The organism is Cellulomonas bogoriensis 69B4 = DSM 16987, from assembly GCF_000767165.1.
Taxonomy (GTDB): domain Bacteria; phylum Actinomycetota; class Actinomycetes; order Actinomycetales; family Cellulomonadaceae; genus Actinotalea; species Actinotalea bogoriensis.
Genome location: NZ_AXCZ01000328.1, coordinates 1 through 1,322, shown reverse-complemented (window position 1 = coordinate 1,322; position 1,322 = coordinate 1). Strand labels below are relative to the sequence as shown.

The window sequence follows — 1,322 nt, the reverse complement described above, 5'->3', positions numbered from 1 at the left end:
GGGGACGCGTGGGCGGCCAGGGAACGTGCGCGCGCCGACGGCGGTCACGACCACGGCGCGACGCCGGCCGCGGGGCCGGTCATGCTGGGGATCCCTGCCCGTCGCTGACCGTCAGCCGGCGGGGTCCTCGGGGACCAGCCCGCCGAGCGCGGAGAAGAACTGCACCCCGGTCCCCAGGCCGCACGCCACGAGCTGCGCGAGCTGGGCGTCGGACACCCCGTGCTCCAGGTCCACCGACACCTCCGCGTAGAGGGCGGTGCCGTCCTCCTCGTCACGCAGGTACACCTTGGGCCAGATCCGCTCCCGGTTCCAGTCGTTGACCGCCAGGAGGGCCGCCGCCCGACGGCCCGGCGGCAACGTCCGCTGCCACCGTCCCCTGACCTGCAGGATCTCCTTCTTCTCGCCCAGGAGCATGAACCAGAACCGGTCACCGTCCCAGGTGCCGGTGAGGTCACCGTCCTCGTCCACGGCGACGCTGTACCCCTGCCCGGTCAGGTACTCCCGTACGCGCGCGGCGTCCAGGGGATGCGGCACGAGCCGGGCCGGGTCCGGGCCGACGGGTGCGGGTTGCCGGCGTAGGGGGTTCACCACCGCCCCCTCACGGTGCCTGCGCGGCGGGGTCGGGGTACATCTCGTCCAGCAGGTCGAAGAACGTGCTCGACGCGCTGAGGCCGCAGTGCATCAGCTGACCCAGCTGGGCGTCCGTGGCTCCGTGCTCCAGGTCGGTGGAGACCTCGCACGTCACGTGCACCATCCCGTCGTCACGCACCCGCAGGTAGGCCTTGGGCCAGATGCGCTCGGCGTTCCACTGGTTGCAGCCCTCCAGCACCGACGTGAGCCGCTCGATCGCGAACTCCCGGTTCCACTGCCCCCGGATCTGCAGGATCTCCCCGCGCTCTCCGAACAGGAAGAAGTAGAACAGCCGTCCGCGCCACACCCCACCCACGTCCCCGTCGTTGTCGACGAAGTACGTGTACCCGTGCTCGGTGAACCACGAGCACAGCCGGTCACGTGTCACGGGTGAGGCGATCGGCAGGCCCGTCGCGGCGACCGGTGGCGCGCTCTGGGCCGGTGGGAGGCGCGACGGCGCCCCCAGCAGGCCAGCCATGGGCCGTTCGCCGGCCTCCTGCACGGCTGTCGTCTCACGGACACGTCGCACCCAGGAGAAGAACCCCATCGGGGCAGACTACCCCGTGAGCGCCCGCCCCCGTCGCCGCACGGCCCGGCCGGCACGGTAGCGTCGGGGCGTGCTCGTGGCCGCCGTCGTCATCCCGGACACCCCCGCGCTCGTGCCCGGCGTCGCCGGACGGGCCGACCCCGTC

2 protein-coding genes are annotated in these 1,322 nt (G+C 72.8%); both read right to left on the bottom strand.

Annotation, left to right across the window (positions count from 1 at the left end; all coding sequences use genetic code 11):
* Positions 1-111: 111 nt before the first annotated feature.
* Positions 112-588, bottom strand: coding sequence for a type III secretion system chaperone family protein (locus N869_RS15125; RefSeq protein WP_052105645.1), 477 nt, complete (start codon positions 586-588; stop codon positions 112-114).
* 10 nt (positions 589-598) lie between these two features.
* Positions 599-1,177: a type III secretion system chaperone family protein gene (locus tag N869_RS15120; protein ID WP_052105644.1), complete on the bottom strand. Its 579-nt coding sequence runs from the start codon at positions 1,175-1,177 to the stop codon at positions 599-601.
* Positions 1,178-1,322 lie beyond the last annotated feature (145 nt).

Bases quoted from the DNA above. Each gene is read 5' to 3' on its own strand.
- N869_RS15120 (WP_052105644.1), bottom strand. From the start codon at position 1,177: ATGGGGTTCTTCTCCTGGGTGCGACGTGTCCGTGAGACGACAGCCGTG.